This is a genomic window from Akkermansia sp. N21116, assembly GCF_029854705.2.
In the GTDB taxonomy this organism is placed as follows: Bacteria; Verrucomicrobiota; Verrucomicrobiia; order Verrucomicrobiales; family Akkermansiaceae; genus Akkermansia.
Genome location: NZ_CP139035.1, coordinates 3,194,967 through 3,214,888, shown reverse-complemented (window position 1 = coordinate 3,214,888; position 19,922 = coordinate 3,194,967). Strand labels below are relative to the sequence as shown.

The following is a 19,922-nucleotide window of genomic DNA, read 5'->3' as shown; positions in this document are numbered from 1 at the left end:
GGGAATGAATGGCTCCAGAGGAAATATCCGGCTTTTTATTTGCTGGCTTGATAAACGCTAAAGAGCAGGATAGCCATGCCCGTTAATGCTGCACCGGCGATGATGCCGGATGCGGTCGGGATTTTGAACTCTTTGGATTTGCCGCTGATGAAACGGTCGGCAACCCAGCCGAGGACGGCACCCAGGAAGAACAGGAGGGAATCATTCCATTGGATGGCCCATGCCAGTCCGAATCCTATGGGCGTGGGAAGCCATTTAGCCGTGGCGGGAATATAGCGGGGCGCAAGGACGAGAATAATCCCCAGAATGCCGCCTATGATGATAGACAGTACTTTGATGCTGTGCAGGTGGCTGAATCCCATGCCGAGGGCCTCCGCCGTGGCTGCCCAAGTTCTCGCTCCGGGCGCATTGAAGGCTTGCAAGGCATCGACATCGGGTACGAGAGAGCGGAAAGCGAGAACGGAGACCAGTGTTCCCAGGAAGATGCCGGAGAACTGGGCGATGAATTGCTGTCTGGGATTGGCTCCGAGGAGGTAGCCTACTTTCAGGTCTACGAGCAAGTCTGCGGAGGCGCTGGAGGCTCCCGAAGTGATGTTGGCGGCCATGAGGTTGGCTGTGACGTGTCCCGGAGCGATGCCTCCGAAAATGAGCTGGGTAACCTTGCCCATGGCACCTGTCGGCGTAATGTTGGCCTCGCCGGTGATGCGGCAGACGACGAGAGCCAGGAAGAAGGAAATGAAGACGGCGATGCAACTCATCCAGTAGGGAATGTCGAACGTGGTGTGGGCGAGATAGCTCAAGGCGATCAGGGAGATGAGCTGGCCAGTCAGGAACCAGGTCATCGGCGTCTCGATTTTTTCCACATCTGTCAGTTCTCGCTTTTTCCCGAAGGAGAACATGGCTCCCAGAGAAGAGAAGGAACGGGCAATGCTCTTCCATTGAAAGAGGAAGGAAACGAGACTGGCGACAACCATACAGGCTGTCCCTCCCCAGAGGGTCCATCCGACGCAATCGCGGTAACCGGCGCCGACGGCGAGAAGCCCCTGGCTTTCGAGCCACGGTACATACAGAATCCAGCATACCGTCCCTCCGATGAACAAACTCAGGGATGTTTTCATCCCGACGAGGGCGCCGGCGCCGACAAACATGAGGTCCCATTTGAAGAAGACGGTTCTTTGATACCAGTTACCGATGATTTGTTGCTGGATATGACCAAGCCATTTTTCCCCGCCACAGGCCATGGCAATGGCATTGGCGGATGCGAAGAGGGCGGAATAGAGCAGGGCCTTGGCTTGGCCGGCTGCCTTTTTACCTTCGGAGTATAAAACTTTGAGAGTTTCTGCCGTTGCGATGCTGTCGGGGAAGCGGATTTGTTCGATATTGATCATTTGCCGTTTCATCGGAATGGCCATTGTGACACCCAGGACAGCGATGAAGAAAATCCAGCCGAACGTGACACCTAGAGGCATGTGCTGCCCCGTCAGCAGAAGGAGGGCGGCGACGGCGGAGGTTAGCGTGCCCCCGGTAGAATAACCGGCGGAACTGGCAGCGGACTGCATGCACGTGTTTTCAAGAATGGTCATCGGGTTTTTGGAAATCCCGATTTTGACGAAGGCATTCCACAGAGCGAAGGAAATGATGCCGGCCGTCAGGGCTACACCGAAAGACCATCCCATTTTCAGGTTGGCGTACAGGTTGGTCAGCGATAGGATGGAACCGAGCAGCATGCCGACAACGACAGCGCGGACAGTCAATTGTTTAATCGTGTCTCCGGAACCGCGGTAAACCTGGTCATACCATTGTTGTTCAATTTCATCAGGTGTTCCCTTAAAGCCGTCCAACGGCAGGGGTTTGTCTAGACAAGAGAGAGGGGTTGGCTTCGTTTCGTCAACATTTTCCAGCATACGGGAGACAAACTACCATAGAAAAAAGAACATGGGAAGAAGGAAGAGCTATGAAAAGACCGATAATAGGAAATCATCTTAAAGTAAGAAACCCATGTACTTCTGTACATGGGCTTCTTTACCAACTTACTACCTTTTTGTGACTCAGTACTGCTTCTTGGAGAAGTAGGGGGAAGCTCTCTCCTTCTTCCACACCTGACTGATAAGGGTAAGACCTCTTGGAAACGGGATTTGTTCAAATGTCCGGGAGACCTTGTGTCATGCAAAGTTTCCCGGGGGGGTATTTATTCTGAAGCGGATTGTTGTTTTTTGACTTCGTCGATTTTCTTGAGGGCCGCTTCCTTGAGCTGCTTTTCCTGTTCCAGGTTATGAACCGAGTTGCCGGATTCCTTGCGACCGGGTATTTCCTTGTAGATGAGGCTTTCCTGGGGCGGAAGTGTTTCCAGTTCCAGTACGGCAGAGGCGGGCTTTTGGGCTCCGGGATGGAGGACTTTGGCCATGAGCTTGATCTTACCGGATTTGGTTGTACTGCGGATTATGACGGGAGCCGTACCCCACTGGACGGCGCGGGGATTGGCTCCGATTGAGGCATCGCCGACGATGGTTCCTTCTCCTTCGATGGAGAATTCGATCATTTCGTTATTGAGGCGTTTGACGTTACCATCCTTGTCGGTAATGGATGCGATGACAACCATCATGTCCGTACCGTTGGCGCGAAGGGGGATTCCTTCGTTGTCCGGCGTTAGCGTGATCAGGGATGGGCGTCTGGCGGGAGCTACCCGGTGCGAGGCGACGACTTTACCGTCGATCAGCCCCTCGGCCAGCATGTAGCATTGCTGCCCTTTGCCTTCGCGCGTCAATGATTTGAGAGTCATGAAATCAAATGCCTTGGGGAAGAGTACCGTCGATCCAGGGCGCATTTGGCCTTCCTTACGTACTTTCAGGGTGACGGGTTCGCGCTCGAATGCCGTGAGACGCACTTCGTCGCAATTAGTGAAGACGGTGACGTCCTGGGGCGAGAAGGGATCCATGTCATTGGCGATGTGCACGACGGGGCCGCTGGCCATGGACGAAGCACTGGTATCCGCCGGGCGTTGTGCCTGGAAGGCGTACCAGGATGTTTTCGGCTGGCGGAAGGCATCCATGATCCCACCGTAGAAAGGGTCGGGGTGGTAGCCGCGCTGGTGGTCGAAGGGGTGCCAGAGGGCACCGCCGATATGGTAAGCGGGAGCCTGGGACAGGGTTTCCCAACAGGTGTAATTGTAGTTGGGATTGGTGTAATGATTGGCCTGAATCAACATGGGGACTTCGCCCCATTCGCGGGCAACGCGGCTCGACGAATTGTGGGAACCCCAGTCATCGACATTGTCGCCCCATTCACGGGTGAAGTAGGCTTTGCCTTTGAAGCGGCGCGAGTCGTTGAGGGGACCGGCTGCGCTGACCGTGTTTTCCGTGACGGTGGCAGGGTGGCTGTAAATCAGATCGTATTTGTTGGCACCAGCTTCCCTGTCATCACATCCGGCATAACATGAAGGATATGGGTATTCTTTGTGCGTGGTCTCGTATGCTTTTTGCGCGAATTCGCCGGGGTAGGGCGTTTCATTCAGGATGGGTTCCCAGACCCAGACGCTGGGGTGGTTGCGGTCACGCCGGATCATCTGACGTATATTGTCGTAGACGAGTTCTCCGAACTGCGGGTTTTTGTTCCAGAACTGCCAGCCGGGAGTAGCGACGATCACGAAGAGCCCCAGTTCGTCGGCTGCGTCCATGAAGGCGGGATCCTGAGGGTAGTGGGCGGAACGGACGACTCGCAAACCGGCGTCGCGGAGTTTTTTCGCGTCGCGCCACTGTCCGATGTTGGGAAGGGCATTGCCGAGGTAGGCGAAATCCTGGTGGCGGTTGCCGCCGATCAGCTTGCCGGGGAAAGGCTTCCCGTTGAGGATAAATCCCTGGTCGTTCATGACGAAGTGGCGGATGCCGACTTTGATGGTTTGGGAATCCAGGACTTTACCATTTTCAATGACATTAACGGTGAGGCGCGATAACCGGGGAAAGTCGGGTGACCACAAGTCAGGGGATTTGATATCCCATTCTCCATCCACATGTGCGGATGCTCCCGGCTTCAACTTGAGGGGAGATTTGTAGCCGCCCTTTTTGTTGCCTTGTGAATCGGTCAGGACGGTCTCAACAAACAGGCTACGCTCACGGTTACTTTCATTGGCGACATGGACTTTGGCTCCGACTCGGGCTTGGTCGTCGGTGGCGGACAGAGTTCGGAAAAAGATTCCGCCTCCGGCTTCCTGGTTGGCAACGTTGGCATCGGTGATGTGTACCGGATCGGTTTCAATGAGGTAAACATCGCGGTAGATGCCGCCGAAGTACACGAAGTCCAGTGTTTCCTGGGGTTTGCCTGGCGGATAGGATGGATCGTTTTTGTTATCGACGCGGACAGCGACGATGTTTTCCTGCCCGGGGATGAGGATATCCGTTACGTCGACAATGGCGGGCAGATAACCTCCAAGATGGGTTTGTATTTTCCGGCCGTTGACGTAAATGTCGGCTTTTCCCATGAGGGCTTCGAAATACAGGGTGACCTTTTTACCTCGCAGCGATTCCGGAGCTGTGAAATGCTTGCGGTACCAGGCCGGGCCTTGGTAATTGGAGCATCCGCTGGCTTCTTCCGGAACGAGCTCCAGCCCATGCGGGGTGTTGACAATTTCCCACGCTGAATCATCGAAGCTGATTTCCTGTGCCCCCTTGGGATCTCCCTTAACGAAGCGCCATCCCACATTGAAATCGTGAGCCTGACGTGGGCTGCCCTGAGTGTTGAAGAATCCGGCACTTGCAAATTCCGGAACGGGACGAGGATTGGGAGGTGTATTTGAAATTCCGGGGAAAGAACTTAACAGCAAAGAAGCAATGAGGATGGGAGTCGTTTTCATTGACGTTAATATACGAATGAACAACTCGAATTCTATCATGAAATGACCGATGCCCCCAGACAAGACACCCGCGCTGCCGACTGTGCGGAGCGCGGGTGTTGGAGCTTAATTGGCGTCAAACAGGGAGGAGATTATTCCTGCCCCGTCATTTTTTCGTAGGCTTCTACGGTGTCGCAGGAACAGACGAGATTGCGGTCGCCGTACACGTTGTCCACGCGTCCGCAGTAGGGCCAGAATTTGTGGACACGGAGTTCTTTGACCGGATAGGCGGCTTCGGAACGAGTATAGGGATGCGTCCAGTTGTCGGAGCAGACGGCTTCCGCAGTATGCGGAGCGTTCTTCATGACGTTGTCATCCTTGTCTGCCTTGCCGTCGATGATGGCCTGGATTTCAGCATGGATGCAGGTCATGGCTTCGATGAAGCGATCAAGTTCGCGCTTGGGTTCGGATTCCGTAGGTTCAATCATGAGCGTTCCCGGTACGGGGAAGGACATGGTCGGAGCATGGAAACCGTAGTCCATAAGACGTTTGGCAATGTCATCCACGGTGAGGTGGGCGGCATCGTCAATGGGCCGGGTATCCAGAATGCACTCATGGGCGACGAGTCCCTTGTTGCCGGAGTAAAGAACCGGGTAGAGACCGTTGAGCTTTTTGGCAATGTAATTGGCATTGAGAATAGCGACGGCAGTCGCCTCCTTGAGTCCGGGTTCTCCCATGGTGGCGAGGTAGGTCCAGCAGATCGGAGCGATGGAAGCGCTGCCCCACGCGGCAGATGCCACGGCTCCCTGTTTTTTGTCCAGGCTGAGATGCCCGGGCAGGTGGGGGGCCAGGTGGGAACGGCATCCGATGCATCCGATGCCTGGGCCGCCTCCGCCGTGAGGCATGGCAAAGGTTTTATGCAGGTTGAGGTGGCAGACATCGGCTCCGATGAATCCGGGATTGGTCCAGGCCACCTGGGCGTTCATGTTGGCGCCGTCCATGTAAACCTGGCCTCCGTTCTGGTGGACGATGTCGCAGAGCTCGACAATAGTGGGTTCATAGACACCGTGTGTGGACGGGTAGGTAACCATGATGCAGGCAAGGACATCTTTGTGGGTCTCGGCCTGCTTGCGGAGATCTTCTATGTCGATGTTGCCGCCTTCATCGCATTTGATGCCGACGATCTTGAATCCGGCCATGGCGGCGGATGCGGGATTGGTGCCGTGGGCGGATGTGGGGATGAGGCAGATGTTGCGCATTCCCTGGCCGATGCTTTCCAGATAGTTGCGAATGGTCATCAGACCGGCGTATTCACCGGCTGCCCCGGAATTGGGTTGCATGCTGAAGGCGTCGAATCCGGTGATGGTGCAGAGGCGTTTTTCCAGATCGGCGAGCATTTCCCTGATGCCTTCGGACTGGTCTGCGGGCACGAAGGGGTGCAGGGCGCATGCGGTTGGCCAGGTGATCGGGGTCATGATCGTGGCGGAGTTGAGCTTCATCGTGCAGGATCCCAGGGGAATCATGGCTTCGTTGAGGGCCAGATCCCGGGTTTCGAGATGGTGGATGTAGCGCATCATGTCCGTTTCCGAGTAGTAGGAATTGAACACGGTCTCCGTGCAGAACGGTGTTTTGCGGTCGAAGCATTCGCACCAGGCGGGGCGGCCTTCCGCTGGGGAGGGGGCAGTTGTTCCCGTCAGGGCTTGGGCGAGGGCTTCGACATCTTCGCTGGTTGTTGTTTCATCAAGTGAAACGCCGACCCGATCCGCGTCGATCAGGCGGATGTTGTAACCGGCTTTCAGCGCGGCAGCCACGAGATCGTCGGCTTTACCGGGAGCTCCGAAGACGATGGTGTCGAAAAAGTCGCCCGTGTACATGGTCAGTCCGGCTGCTTTGACAGCGGCTGCCAGCGTTTTCGTGTGGGCATGGACGGTTTCGGCGATGCGAAGGAGGCCTTTGGAGCCATGGTAAATGGCATAGAAGGCCGCCATGAGGGCCAGGAGTACCTGGGCCGTGCAAATATTGGAGGTGGCTTTGTCGCGGCGGATATGTTGTTCGCGCGTCTGGAGGGACAGGCGGTAGCAGGGCTTGCCATGTGAATCTACGGACATGCCGATCAGGCGGCCTGGCATGCGGCGTTTGAGATCGTCCCTGACCGACATGAATGCGGCATGGGGACCGCCGAAGCCCATCGGTACGCCGAAACGCTGGGAGTTGCCCACGCAGATGTCGGCACCGAAGGAACCGGGCTCTTTCAGCATTGTCAGAGCCAACAGATCGGTGGCGACAACGCAAAGCGCCTTGACTGCATGAACTTTTTCAAAGAAGGAGGCGTAACATTCAACTGTACCGTACGTATCGGGATACTGGACGAGGACGCCGGCAAGGCCTTCACAGGAGGCGGGGTCGAACGTCTTCCAGTCACCAACGATGACTTGGTAGTTTAACGGAGCGCAACGGGTCTTGATGACTTCAATTGTCTGCGGATGGCAGGCATCGGAAACGAAGAAAGTAGTGGATTTGGACTTGGAACCCATGCAGAGGAAGACGGCTTCGGCTGCTGCTGTGCCTTCGTCAAGAAGGGAGGCATTGGCGATGGGCAGTCCCGTCAGGGAGGAAACCATCGTCTGATAATTCATCAGCATTTCCAGGCGTCCCTGGGAGATTTCCGGCTGGTAGGGAGTATAGGCCGTGTACCAGCTCGGGTTTTCCAGAACATTGCGGAGGATGACATTAGGCGTTAGGGTGCCGTAGTAGCCTTGGCCGATGTAGGAATTGAGAATTTTGTTTTTGCCGAGCATGGCGCGAAGCTGGTCGAGGGCTTCGTTGTCGGATAACGGAGCGGGAAGGTCCAGAGGGGCTTTCAGGCGAATGTTTGCAGGAACGACGTCGTCCATGAGATCGTCCAGCGTTTTATAGCCGAGGAAATCAAGCATAGCTTGGCGGTCGGCGCCCAAGGGGCCGATGTGGCGGTTGTGGAAGTCCGTAATGGCGGGCATGATGAAAAATAGGGGGATGAAGATTGTGAATGAAAATAAAAGAGCCCCGGTGAGACTGGACTCGCCGGGGCGGGGAGAAGAATGCTTCAGGAACAGAAGCTTTCGTAATCGGCGGCGTTCATGAGATCGTCCAATTCTGAGGGAAGCTCAATGCGCACCTTGTAGATCCAGCCGGCTGCGTACGGGTCGGAGTTGATCAGTGCGGGATCATTGGAGAGTTCTTCGTTCACTTCGAGAATTTCGCCGGAGATGGGCGTGTACACATCGCTGGCGGCCTTGACGGATTCAACGACGGTTACGGCGTCACCGGCAGAGATGGAATCTCCGACAGTGGGCAGATCAACAAAAACAACGTCGGACAGTTCTGCCTGGGCGTGGTCCGTGATGCCGATCGTGGCAATATCACCGTTGACTTCGACCCATTCGTGGTCTTTGGAGTACAGCAGGTTTTCAGGTACGTTATGCATAGCTTGAATGTGGAGTTAAAATGAGAGAAATATTCCGATTTGTCAGTTTCTTTTTTTTAGAAATCATTAGCCTTTCTTGTAGAATGGCTTTTTGACGACGACAGCAGGGAATTTCTTGCCGCGTACGTCGATTTGGAGCTCCGTTCCGACCTTGGCGTATTCCACGGGGACGTAAGCCATGGCGATTCCCTTCATCAGGGATGGAGAGAGAACTCCGCTGGTGAGTTGTCCCAATTCTTCCCCGGAAGCGGAGAAGACGGAGTAGTGAGAGCGGGGCGGTGCGCCCTTGCCCGTGTATTCGATGGCGACGAGGCGGACTTTGGGGCCGTCGGCCTTTTGTCCGCGAAGGATTTCCGCACCGGTGAATTCGGTATCGAGGGCGCAGAAGAAGCCGAGTCCGGCTTCGATCGGGGTGTGATCCGGATCAAGATCGGAGCCGTTGAGGGGATAGCACATTTCCAGGCGCAGGCTGTCGCGTGCGCCGAGACCGCATGGTTTGGCACCGGCGGCAACGAAGGCTTCGAGCCATTCGATGCCGTGTTCAGCGGGGCAGAAGAATTCGAATCCGTCTTCTCCAGTGTATCCGGTGCGGCAGAACCAAAGCTGTTGTCCCTTGATTTCGTGGGTGGCGATACCGTTGCGGACAGGGAGTTCGAGGCCGGGGAAGACCTTGGCGAACACATCCTGGCAGAGAGGTCCCTGAATGGCCATGCCGGCGTAGCGGTCGGAATGGTTTTCAAGGGTGATCCCTTCCGGTTTGTGGGAGGACAGCCATGCGTAGTCTTCGTCGATCTTGGAAGCATTGACGACGACGAAATAGGTGTCTTCTCCGCAGCGGTAAATGATCAAGTCGTCGATAACTCCGGCTTTTTCATTGAGCATGATGGTGTATTGCCCCTGGTTGATGCCCAGCTTGTCGATGTTGTTGGTCAGCATGGAATTCAGCCATGCTGCTGCACCCTGCCCGGAGACGATGAATTGCCCCATATGGGAGATATCGAAAATGCCGCAGGATTCGCGCACTGCCTTGTGCTCGTCAATAATACCGGTGTATTGGACTGGCATGTTCCAGCCTGCGAAGGGAACCATTTTGGCACCAAGTTCAATGTGCTTGGAAGCCAGAGGTGTTGATTTGATTGGGTCGTCGCTCATAGAGGGGATGAAATTGAACGTCCATAATCCTGACAATGCAGAAGCGGAAAGTCAATGGATTAGTGATTGATTTTAACAAAGATTAGGAGAATATCTCTGCCATATGCGTCGTTGGACTTCCATTCTCTTGCTGCTCGCCATATTCGGGCTGCTTCCGATGTGTTCTACCCGTCCGGGAGGGGATGGAAACGACGCTGTGCGGGAGGCTTTGGGCAGTGTGGGCATTACAACGGTGACGGGGGAGGATTATCATGGGTTGATTGTCGTGCCGGTGAAAATCGACGGAAAGGAGTGCCATATGGTGGTGGATACGGGTGCCAATGCAACGGTGTTGCGCAGGGATTCCTTCCGCCGCAACTGGTCGAAGCGGAAGACGGTTCCGGTGAATCCCGGGGAAGGAAGCAATATCCGCAGGGATGTCGATATGGCGTTTGTCCGTTCGTTAGCTGTCGGAGGTCTGAGCGTTTACGGCATGAACCTGCTTGTCATGGATATGCCTCAGTTGGGAAATTGCAGAGGAAAACCCGTGGATGGTCTGTTGGGAATGAATGTGATGGGCATGTTTCCCCTTCTTGTCGATTTGCAGGAGAATACGTTGACCTTCTTGCTGGGGGTGCCCGCGGACGATTTGCTGGAGCGCCTCCACGCCACTCCTCTTCCCGTTTCCGTCCGCAATGGTCATATGCAGGCTTTGATGTCGTTGGACGGGACTGCCGTGCGTCTGGTCATCGACACGGGAGCAACGCAAACGTGCCTTCCTTCCCGGGATTGGAAAGGGGAGGTCAAGGAAAGAAAGGGCGATGTCGTCTGGCTGGATGTCAACGGGAAAACACGTTTCGCCTCCACCAGTATTGTGGAAGTCGCATCCGTTCGGTGGGGCGGACTGGAACTTTCCGGTATCCAGATCATGCTCGGTTCGGATCTGGGGGTTGTCGGGGCGGATATCCTCTCACGGGGCAGAATCCTGCTTGACTTGAGATCCCGGCAGGCTTGGTGGATTCCGAGAAATTGATACGACTTGATGCAGCCCGCTCCCTCAAGGGAAACAGAGGGAGAATTAATCAAGTTCCCGTGCGGCAAGTTCTTGAGCGATGGTGACGCATTGCCGGCAGGGAACTTTGCATTCCTTTTTGAGTTGGAGGCAATACGTAGAACCGGCAGCTTGGAGGAATGCTTCTTTTACGGCTTCGTGACGATGAGCGGGGATGATTTGGAGGGCTCCGTACAGGGCTCCGCAAAGACCGTCCGGAGCTTTACCTCCGCCACAGGAGGAGAGTGATTCCAGAAGGTCGTCCCGGCCGAATGCGGCACAGATGGATTGGGCGCAATTGTAGCGGTAGGGATCGGTGCGGAAGAATGTAAGAGCGTTGCTGTACTGCATGATACAGGAAACGTAGATTTGCCCGGAGATGAGGTCAAGAGCAATGATTTTTATCTTCCCAAAAGGCGATGAATGGTTCAGCATGCAGACATGTCATCAGGTGAGGCCTCAATTAGAAATTCTTGCGTTTCCCGCATTAAGTTGTGCATTAATGCCTGTATTTTGTTAGAGACGGTGGCGATCCCTGTTTTTGTCGCATGTACGGTAATAGCGGCTTTGGTGTATTGGAACCGTCGTGTGGACATATGGCCGTGGTTTGTGCCTTTGGTGGCCGGACTGGTTGCCGCCGGTTTGGTTGTTTGGGCCTGGAAGGGATGTTCGTCCCGTTTGTTTTCGCGCCGGGACACTCTGGCGTTGATGGATGAACGCTTGGGGTTGAATGCGGCTTTAAGCGCGGAAGAGGAATGGGGAATTCACGTTCGCATAAGCGATATTCCTGCGCGTTCAATTCTGAATGTCAAAGCGGCTCCTGTCCTGGGGTGGCTGGCAGGCGGTGTGGCGATTCTGCTGGCAGGGTGGCTGATGCCTTTGCCGGAAATGAAGAATGCCTTGCCTCAATATTCTGAGAAATCGCCCGCTCTTGCCCAGGTGGAGGAATGGATGGAGAAGTTGGATGAGATGGAGGAAATCGCGCCTGAATCGACGGAGGAACTGAAAAAGGAGATGGAGGAATTGCAGAAAATGACCGGGGAGGACATGTACTCTCATGCCGGGTTGGAGGCTGCTGATACCCTGGCTTCGCGGACGATGGCGGCGATGAACGAAATGGCCGGTAATTTATCCAGCGTGGAGGCGGCTATCCAGCAAAGCATGCAGGGGGGGAATGCCTCTGATGCCCTGCAAAACTTGAAAGAAGCTCTTAAGGGGATGGAACAGGGAACATTACGTCCCAGCGGAGACTTGGCGGCACGTATGGATGCGATGGCTGCAGCCGGGATGAGTTCCTTGTCGCCCGACCAGCTTCGCAAGCTGGCGGAGCAACTCCGCAATGCATCCAACCAGTTGAATGATTTATGCGATAATCCGGGGAGTGGCATGTCGTCCGTCGTCAATCCCGATGATTTTCCCTCCCTTTGCAAGGATGGGAACGGGAATGGGGAAAAATGGGGGAGAGGCGGAATTTCCCGCGGCAGGGGCGATGCTCCTTTAGCTTTCGGCGATTCCAACCAGCAGTTGCAGGACGGCTCGCGTACAGGAGTTAGCAATACGGATATGTCCCATGCGGCTCTCGGTTCCATGACGGGGACGGAATCCTCGGCTCCTTCGATGGATCAGGAACAGGAAGCTGCCGGTAGAAACGGCGGGAAGGCTGCTACTCCGGCCAAGGGCGGTGATTCTATCTGGAAGGATGATCTGGATCCTGCCGAACGTGAAGCGATGCGCTCTTTTTTCAAGTAATCGGATGCGGTTGTTTTTCAGACGGTTTCGGTGCGAATGTCGTCGTGATCCTGCCTTCCGTTCTTTTTTCCGGGGAGCAGGGATATATTGAGGCGAGTGAGCAAAGCATCGGCCAGCATCAGGATCAGGAATGCCCAGATGAGGCCGTTGCGCGTATCCAGAGAGGATATGTTGCGCGGGGATTGCATGATGGAGGTTAGATCAATGCGTTCCTGCCCTCCTGATTGACGCACCATGGAGAGGAAATCCAATTTGCTTTCCGGCGTCATGGTCCATTCCGGATCCATGGACATGCTGATGGGGCCGAAGGGGATGTTGCGATCGCCGATGCGGATAGCTCCTCTCCAGGTTTCTCCATGAGCCGCCGGGAAGGAACAGCGGAAAACTCCCGGACGGATATGTTCCCAGACTCCCTTGACGGTTTTCGACATTTGCTTGCCGGTAACATTCATGGTGAGCTCCGGCATGCGTTTAGCCATTTGCAGAACGGCTTCGTCCGAGTAGAGAAGTTCCACATCAAGCCGTTCTCCGCGCATCGTGGCCCGGACGGAGAATCCCTCCGGCATGTCTCGGCGGATAAGCCAGCGGGCAAAGGTTTGGATGAAATCTCCGTAATTTTTCCATGCCAGGACGTTGGCTGCATATTTGCCGCCCGTGGGGAAGGTGATGGCTGCCGATCTGCCCGATCCGCGGTTCCAGAAGGCGACGAGGGGTGCTTTGTAGGTATCGCCGGTGATGCAGGCGGCCGTGGCACCGTCCCTCAGGTAGCATAGGTTGTAAGCGTTGACGGAGGTGGGCCATTCCATGCGGGCGGGTGATATCTGATTCCATCCGGCGACGGAATGCAGAGGGGTGTTTTCCCGGATAAAGGTAGCGCGGGCGACAGAGACGGTTTCCTGGGCGAAGACGTGCGGAATATCTTTGGGATTGTCGCAGAAAAAGATGCGGCCTTCTCCCAGTTTGGCGATTTCCTTGAGCAGGTTTGCATCGCCGTCTTTCGGCGTTCCGAGTGCGATGACGCTGACGGTGGCTCCGTTTTTGCGCATGTCGGCCAGCGTTTTTTTGTAATCGTCCGGTTCTTCCGAGTCGGCGGCATCGGCAAACAGGATGAGGTGGCGGTTGCCGAAGTCGGTTTGCTTCAACTGGCGCCAGCCCGCTCGGAGGGCTTCTCCGATGAAGATGCCTCCCCCCATGGATTCGATTCGTGGAACGACACTGAGCATTTTGTCTCTGTTGGCTCCGACGTTGCACATGGAGACGATGGCATGCGGAGAACTGTCGATGGCATGGACGGAGACGTAGTCTTCCTGTCCCAGAAGTTTGATCGTCTGGACAACTCCTGAGTTGGCCAGATCCATTTTCGTTTTGCCACCGCTTCCCGCTGACATAGCCATGGAACCGGAACGGTCCAGCACGATGCTCATGGCTGTCATCAGTTTGATTTTATCGTTTTTCAACTCCATGGAAACGGGCAGAAGTTCATCGACCGGCGAGTTGAAGTACCCGCCGGATCCGAATGAATTGGAACCGCCGCATATGAGGAATCCTCCGCCTTGTTCTCTGACGTAGAAATCAAGCCCTTTGAGGAAGTCCGGGGAGACCTCCGCCGCAGAAACATTGTTGACGATGACGAGTCCGACACCCGTCAGTGAGTTGGCGTTCAGCCGGAACGGATCGTTTGGACGGAGGATGTCGAATCCCTGAGCCCGGAGGAAGGGCTCCATGGGATCCGATTCGAACGGACTGAGGAGGAGGATTTTATTGCCACCGGTGATTTCCATGACGCATTCCGCCGTGTTGTTAAGAGTGACGGTATCGTTGGCGGGTAGGACGGAAATGTCATAGGAGACTATGCCCGGAGTGGCGCTGCGGTCGGTCAGGCGGACGGTAGCCCGGCCTTTGTCGAGAGTGGCCGTGCCGGAAATGGTAGACCCTCCGTTCTTGACGACTTTCCAGGGGACTGTGGTGTTTTGGGCGGGATTGCCGATAATGTCGAACGTCAGTGTGGCTGCTTCGCCGGGGCGGATGCGCGGCGGGCGCTGAATATCGCCGATGCGAATGTCGTCCGACATGTCCGGGGCGGCCAAGCGGTAGTCCAGAGGAACTTTTTCTTCGATAAGCCTGGCCGTGATGACGTCAAGAGGCTGGGTGGAATAACCGTCCGTCAGCATGAGGATACGATTGGTCCGCGTCCTATCCATCTGCGCCAGAATGTAGGAGATGGCATCTTCCATTCGCGTCCCCGGGATCATGCTGGAGAAGACGGGATCCCCTTTGCCGCGGAGGATGGCTTCTCCGGCAAAGTCTACGAGGCGGACGCGGTCGCCGGGCCGCTTGGCTTTTTCCAGAATGGACTGCAACTCTGTGGATTGGTTGGTCGGTATGCCTCCGGTGGAATTGGATTGGTCCACCATGACCCATAGGTCCATTTCACTGCCTCCCTTGTTGAAAACGGGGTGTGCCAAGGCAAGGATAAAGGCAATCAGGGCTGCTGCACGTACGGGTGCATGGAGGCGCAGGAACCTGTATTTCCAACCTGCGAGGGCTAGCAGGGGCAGGAGGAAAAGCCATTCAGGAGCGAGGAGGCGGAGCATCATTATGCTTGATTCCTCCTTTCCGAAGCGGGGGTAAACCAGGATCCCAGCATGCAGCAGCCGGCCAGGAAGATCCAGAAGGGAACGAATGGATCGGGTTCAAACATTTGTTCCAGGAGAGAGGCATTCTTATCGATGATTTGTTCAAAACTGCAACAACGGGTAAAATCGCTCTGCCTGGTGTCGGCGAACCAGACGGATCCTTTGAAAAGGGGCTGGGCGTCATCCCCGGACGGATCTATCCGGATGAGACAGGATTCCCCCGGGGTAGTGCCCTTGAAGATATCGTGGCGCACACTTCCGTTTTTTCTTGTGACGGTCATCCGGGAACCGTGGGGAAAGTCCAGCCGGGTCCCGGATGGGACATTGTCCTGGAGTGTTCCGGGAGCTTTGTCCTGAACGTTTCCCATGAATCTGCGGATAGCCAGCAAGGGGGCGGGAATTCGGTCGGCATTGGATTTTTCCCACTGCCAGTTCAAGACGAGCCTGTTGCCATGGAGCCATGCCAGGGGTGTTTCTCCATGCCAGAGAAGGATGATGTCCATGGGTTCCGGCGTGAGATCTCCCGGGGCGGCAATGAGGAGAGATCCCCAGCCGAGGCTTTCGGTCAACGGATGTTTTTCCGGGGTGATGGAACCTTGCGGAGGGGCGGACATGGAGTTGGCTGCCAGTACGATAGCCGGTTCGGGGGCCTGTTGCGGCTTGTATTGGGAACCGGAGATAATGCTGAGTTGCGGCTTCTCTGTCGGGGATGCCTTCCGGAATCCGGGAATGCCTTGCGCCAGTTTGAGGATGGAATTGGCGGCAGCTTGGTCTTTCAGGTTGATCGAGAAGGCGACCGGATGAGGCTGAGGGTGCACCAGGGTCAGGGAATCGTCTTCCGGAAAGGCATCGGGAGTCAGGGTCAGCTCCATGGAATCGACTCCGTTGGGCAGTACCATATCGAACTCGACGACGGATTGCGGGTTGAGTTTGAGTGTCCGGGTGGACGGTTTGCTTTCTTTGCCCGGGATGCGGACAGTCAGTTCCCGTTCCTGGGGGGTGGCGGCATTGTTCCTGACGGCGATGCGCCATTTGGGCATGGCGCTTTGTTCCTGAGGCGTAATCCCGGCGAATCCGGTGTTGTCCAGCGGTTTCCCGATACCGGTGGCCGACTGCGCCGGAGGTACCATCTCCCTGTTATTAGTGATGAAATGGGTGATTCCTATTTTACCGGCAACAGCTTCGGCCGTGCGGAGGGCGGGGGCGGGATCGTGGGTGCCGGATCGCGGTTCCCAGGAGCCGAGTGCGGTGAGAGCTTCTCGGGCATTTGTTCCCCTGTATATCGACGTGTTACGGGACGAACTGGGCATAATCGTCCAAATCGAGGGAATTCCCGAAGCGTCCAGTTCTCCCATTCGCTTGGCGACGGCCTGGATTGCCTCCTGGCGGAACGGGCCCATGGAGATGGAATCATCCACGACGAAAATAACCGGACGGGACGTGTTTTCTCGAACCCATTGCGGAGAAACCAGCACCCACGTCAACAGAAGGACACATAGGATTTGAAGCCAGAATGTCCGGGAGGTTCGCAGCCTGTCCCAGAACCTCCCCGTACGATCCTCGGGAGAGAGAACTTCCAGCAGGAACATGGTGGAGGTAAGCTGTTCCTTCGTCTTGTGCCGGAGAAAGTGGATCGCAACAATGAGGGGAATACCCAGTAATCCCCAGAGGCCGATCATGTTGGAAAGATGGGGTAGCATGAAGATGGATCCGGTGGCTTGTGGGAGGTGGTGGTTAACGCATTTCGACGGTTTCCTGTCGGAGGGCATCGCCGCACAGGGCATTGCTCAGGGAGCCTTCCGCCGGGATTCTGGCCATTGATGCGGAGAAGCGGCGGCAGGTTTCCCGCCAGAGGGAAAAGTGGCGTTCGTAGGCACGTTCATATTTCGCCGCCAGCGAGGGGGTGATTCGCTGGATTCGGGTCTGGCCGGTTTCACAGTTTTTCAGACGGATGTTGCCGATGTGATTGAATGCTGCTTCTTCCGCGAGGGCGGGAGCCAGGATGACGGATGTACCTCCTCCGGCATTCATGGCTCCAAGCAGGGTGATGGGGTCACCCGGATAAAGAAGGTCCGAAATCAGGACTTTCATACCGTCTCCCTTCCAGACGGGAATGACTGGCATCGTTTCATCGGCGCCCAGGCCATGTATGAGTTCTTTCCAGGAACCGGAGCGGACGGCATCGATTTCCAGCGGGATAATGCGGTTGCCGCAGACGGCATGGAAGCGGACGGGGGAACCGTTGCCGAGGGCGGATTCGAGGCAGAAGAGCAAAAGGGATTCTGTGCGAATGGCTTTGGTTTCGGTCATGAACATTGAGGGCGAGGCATCTAGGACAATTTCTACAATGGGGGATACTTCCGCCCGGTACAACTTCATGGTGAGTTGCCCGGTTCTGGCGTAGGCTGCCCAGTGGATGGCCCGGGGATCGTCGCCCCACTGATAGTCGCGATGATCCTGGAAGTCGATGGAACTGCCCGTATCGTTACCTTTCCAGCCACCTTGACGCCCCTGCCACGACTGGCGGGAGAAGGGCAGGCTGAAGCGCCGGGAGGCGTGGAGAGCTTCCCGGTAGGCTTCGGCGGATGTATTGTCGGGCTCGGTCATGGTTCGGTAGGATGACCCTCGGATTTTTTATGGAGTGCCGCTGCGATTGCCGATCCCTTCTTCCATACCCGGAACCAGGGTTGGGTGAGGTAGATCAGCCAGAGGGCGGCAAAAACGGACGAGAGGATACTGGACCATATGATGAGAATGGATTCGCTGCCGGTTCCGGCGTCCTTCAGCAAGACGATGACGCTGCCGTTGGGGATCAGTGCGGTCAGGAAGTCAGCCTTCATCATGGTGAAAATGCCGCATATTCCCAGGAAGATGTAGAAGAGGATAACATAAATGATGGGAGTGGCTATCCCGAGTTTTTTCTGGAACGGATACAGGAGCAATGCCGGTACGATGGTAGAGTACCAGGCTGCAAGAGTCAGGAAGAAGAACATGATTTTGGGCATCTTCTCAAAATCTTCCGGTAACAGGAAAGAGGCGGCGGCGGAGTAGAGGAAGAAAACCAGCAGGGTGAATGCCGCAGCGGAGGGAAGGCCGGGCATGAAGAAAATCTTCCGGATCAGACTGAATCGTTTTTTCGAAGCATTAATGATATGGATGGGTAAAAACGTTGTCGGTGTCGTTAGTTCCAGAATGACGATCAGGGTGACGAAAAACGAGATGAAAACGATTTGGAAAGGAATGAGGTTTTCCCAGGATGAATTCATCGTCAGCACGCATGAGGGGATGATGGACAGCAGGGGAAGACAGCGGAGCAAGGTCGCGGTGTTGATGGAAGGTGGGGAAAGCCAGCGCGCCGACAACAACAGGAATCCGGCGATGAGGATAATACTGTCCGTTACCATGATGGTCAGCGTGGCTGGTACGTCCAGAGCGTCAATAAGCCTGGCGGTCTCCATAGGCACGAAGAAGGAAGAGAGTAACGTGATGGAGAAAATACCGGTTCCCAGTGAAAAAAGCGCCCTCAGGACGATGGGCATGCCGGATATCCAGATGGCTCCCGCCGTCAGGATGGAACAGGAAAGATAGGTACAGAACAGAAGGAACAAGTCGTTGGCCAGGCTGATCTGGCCTCCGAAGTAGCGGATGATGGCAAAGGGCAGGAGGGAACAGATGATCAGGGCTGCCAATGCCATGTAGGCAACCCACTTTCCCCAAACCGTGCGGCGTGGAGTCAGCCGTGTGAGCATGATCAGGTCTCCGCTTTTGTCTGCGATGTCGACCCGCATGGAACCGAGAGCCCAGTTGGGGACGAGAATGGTCATACAGAGAACGAGGATACCCCAGAACCAGTTGTTGAGGCTGCTCTGGCCGATGATCGTATCACCGTCTGGCGTGTGGATAAGGCTGAGCAGGAATATGATGGCGAGAGAACAGGGGACAATCGTCAGCATGTTCATAAAGGCCGGGGTTCGCATGCACTGGCGCAGTTCTTTGACCAGAGCCGGAGGAATCCAGAGGGGGAAGTCGCGGGAAGAAAAGATGGTATTCATATGGCGGAGGAAGGTGGGGTATTCGTCTGGACTTCGGAGGGAGTGGAAAGCATAGCTGCTTCGATAGCAGGCTGTTGTTTCAGAATGTCGACAAAGGCTTCTTCCAGCCTCCGTTCACATTGGCGGAATCCGCAGACGGGAATGTCCTTGACCATCTCCCGGAGCTCGGCGGCGATGGCGTCCGGAGAATTGCTATGGAAGGAGGCGAGGGCTCCCTTCTTCCGTTGTTCCCGGAATTTCCAGCCGGGACGGAGGGAAAGCCACATGGAGAGCTTGTCCGTATCAGCGTCGGCAAGTTCGATTTCGAATGGCCATCCGCTTTGCTCATCATGCGTATGGAGCAGATCTTCCTTGTTGCCGTCATGGATGATGGTTCCTGCATCCATGAAGATGAGCGAATCGCACATTTCTCCGAGTTCGGAAAGGATGTGAGAGCTGATGAGAATGGTTTTTCCCATGTCCTTCAGCAAATGGACAAGGTTTTTGAATTCGAGGCGGGCTTTGGGATCCAATCCAGCGGCCGGTTCGTCGAGAATCAGCAATTCGGGTTTGCTGATAAGCGTGCGGGCAAGGCACAGACGTTGTGTCTGGCCCTTGGATAGCTTGTCGACCATGCGGTCGAGCAGACTTCCCAGTTCCGTGAAGTTGATAACGTCTTCCAGGGCATTGCCGATTTTATCCGAGGGAATGTCGTAGGCTCTGGCGAAAAAGTCGATGTATTCCAGGACGCTGGTGTTTTTATACGGGACGAATGCATCCGGCATCCAGCCGATGAGACTGCGTACTTTTTCCGGGTAATCGACAGCGTTGGTTCCATTGATGATGATTTCTCCGGAGTCGGGGAAGTCCAACGTAGCCAGCATGCGCATGGTGGTTGTCTTGCCGGCGCCGTTGGCGCCGATGAGGCCGATGACTTTGCCTCGCTCCAGCTGGAAGGAAATGTTGTCAACCGCCTTGAGCTTCCCGAATGAACGGGAGAGATTTCGGACGGTAAGCAAAGGGGAAGAAGTCATGC

13 protein-coding genes are annotated in these 19,922 nt (G+C 55.6%); 2 read left to right on the top strand and 11 right to left on the bottom strand.

Translation table 11 applies throughout. The annotated features are described in order from the left end of the window. Positions 1-35: 35 nt before the first annotated feature. From QET93_RS12105 to gcvT, 5 genes are all read right to left on the bottom strand, one after another. Positions 36-1,904 carry an OPT family oligopeptide transporter gene (locus QET93_RS12105; protein ID WP_280127339.1) on the bottom strand — a complete coding sequence of 623 codons (1,869 nt, stop codon included), beginning with the start codon at positions 1,902-1,904 and terminating at the stop codon, positions 36-38. A gap of 284 nt (positions 1,905-2,188) precedes the next feature. Continuing rightward, a complete protein-coding gene (locus QET93_RS12100; RefSeq protein ID WP_280132197.1) occupies positions 2,189-4,846 on the bottom strand; it encodes a glycoside hydrolase family 2 TIM barrel-domain containing protein in 2,658 nt (885 codons plus the stop codon). A 131-nt stretch (positions 4,847-4,977) separates the two neighbouring features. Further along, entirely contained in the window at positions 4,978-7,821 is a 2,844-nt protein-coding gene (gene gcvP / locus QET93_RS12095) for an aminomethyl-transferring glycine dehydrogenase (protein WP_280132196.1), read from the bottom strand. An 86-nt stretch (positions 7,822-7,907) separates the two neighbouring features. After that, on the bottom strand, positions 7,908-8,288 hold the full coding sequence (gene gcvH / locus QET93_RS12090; RefSeq protein WP_280127336.1) for a glycine cleavage system protein GcvH: 381 nt from the start codon (positions 8,286-8,288) through the stop codon (positions 7,908-7,910). 66 nt (positions 8,289-8,354) lie between these two features. Then, positions 8,355-9,440, bottom strand: coding sequence for a glycine cleavage system aminomethyltransferase GcvT (gcvT, locus tag QET93_RS12085; protein WP_280132195.1), 1,086 nt, complete (start codon positions 9,438-9,440; stop codon positions 8,355-8,357). A gap of 103 nt (positions 9,441-9,543) precedes the next feature. On the opposite strand from gcvT, the gene QET93_RS12080 reads away from it, so the two are divergent. Continuing rightward, positions 9,544-10,452: an aspartyl protease family protein gene (locus tag QET93_RS12080; RefSeq protein ID WP_280132194.1), complete on the top strand. Its 909-nt coding sequence runs from the start codon at positions 9,544-9,546 to the stop codon at positions 10,450-10,452. Positions 10,453-10,497: 45 nt separating this feature from the next. On the opposite strand, the gene QET93_RS12075 is transcribed toward QET93_RS12080, so the two are convergent. Then, positions 10,498-10,905 carry a hypothetical protein gene (locus QET93_RS12075; protein ID WP_280127333.1) on the bottom strand — a complete coding sequence of 136 codons (408 nt, stop codon included), beginning with the start codon at positions 10,903-10,905 and terminating at the stop codon, positions 10,498-10,500. A gap of 90 nt (positions 10,906-10,995) precedes the next feature. Between QET93_RS12075 and QET93_RS12070 the strand changes: the two genes are divergently transcribed. Then, a complete protein-coding gene (locus tag QET93_RS12070) occupies positions 10,996-12,219 on the top strand; it encodes a hypothetical protein (RefSeq protein ID WP_280127332.1) in 1,224 nt (407 codons plus the stop codon). A gap of 17 nt (positions 12,220-12,236) precedes the next feature. Here QET93_RS12070 and QET93_RS12065 read toward each other — a convergent pair whose 3' ends face one another. Genes QET93_RS12065 through QET93_RS12045 form a run of 5 tightly spaced genes read right to left on the bottom strand, consistent with a single transcriptional unit; the run spans position 12,237 to position 19,920 of the window. Continuing rightward, complete coding sequence (locus QET93_RS12065) at positions 12,237-14,816, bottom strand: VWA domain-containing protein (protein WP_280132193.1); 2,580 nt, start codon at positions 14,814-14,816, stop codon at positions 12,237-12,239. Then, the gene (locus QET93_RS12060; RefSeq protein WP_322190004.1) at positions 14,816-16,624 is read right to left on the bottom strand and encodes a BatA domain-containing protein; all 1,809 of its coding nucleotides are present in this window, start codon (positions 16,622-16,624) and stop codon (positions 14,816-14,818) included. Before QET93_RS12060 ends, QET93_RS12065 begins: the two co-directional genes overlap by 1 nt. Beyond that, positions 16,590-17,462 carry a DUF58 domain-containing protein gene (locus tag QET93_RS12055; RefSeq protein WP_280132191.1) on the bottom strand — a complete coding sequence of 291 codons (873 nt, stop codon included), beginning with the start codon at positions 17,460-17,462 and terminating at the stop codon, positions 16,590-16,592. Before QET93_RS12055 ends, QET93_RS12060 begins: the two co-directional genes overlap by 35 nt. Then, positions 17,459-18,907: a hypothetical protein gene (locus tag QET93_RS12050; protein WP_280132190.1), complete on the bottom strand. Its 1,449-nt coding sequence runs from the start codon at positions 18,905-18,907 to the stop codon at positions 17,459-17,461. The genes QET93_RS12055 and QET93_RS12050 overlap by 4 nt, the downstream gene beginning before the upstream one ends. Continuing rightward, on the bottom strand, positions 18,904-19,920 hold the full coding sequence (locus QET93_RS12045) for an ABC transporter ATP-binding protein (protein WP_280132189.1): 1,017 nt from the start codon (positions 19,918-19,920) through the stop codon (positions 18,904-18,906). Before QET93_RS12045 ends, QET93_RS12050 begins: the two co-directional genes overlap by 4 nt. Positions 19,921-19,922 lie beyond the last annotated feature (2 nt).